Raw genomic sequence first — 344 nt, 5'->3', positions numbered from 1 at the left:
GATATAAACGGAAGTACGGGGTCTAGATTGATTTCTGGTACGCATTCTTTGCATATAGAAGTAGAGTCCGAGTTGGCTCGTTTTCATAAAGCAGAATCGGGCTTGTTGTTCAATTCTGGTTACGATGCCAATGTAGGTTTGTTTTCGTCTGTACTGCAAAAGAACGATGTATTGCTTTTTGATGAATTGATTCATGCCTCTGTTAGAGATGGAATTAGATTGAGCGCTGCTAATTCCTACAAATTTAAACACAATGATATTTACGATTTAGAGACTAAAATCCTCCGTTTTAAAGAGAATACCAGACAGGTTTATATTTCTATCGAAACCGTTTATTCTATGGA

1 protein-coding gene is annotated in these 344 nt (G+C 36.6%); it reads left to right on the top strand.

Annotated features, from left to right (window positions below; all coding sequences use genetic code 11):
- Positions 1-27: 27 nt before the first annotated feature.
- The coding region (locus Q4563_RS17610) for an aminotransferase class I/II-fold pyridoxal phosphate-dependent enzyme (RefSeq protein ID WP_303605420.1) at positions 28-344 on the top strand (317 nt) is incomplete at its 3' end.

This window comes from Gilvimarinus sp. 1_MG-2023 (assembly GCF_030548285.1).
The sequence above is the reverse complement of the archived record's forward strand: the minus strand, read 5'-3'. Positions and strand labels throughout refer to the sequence as shown.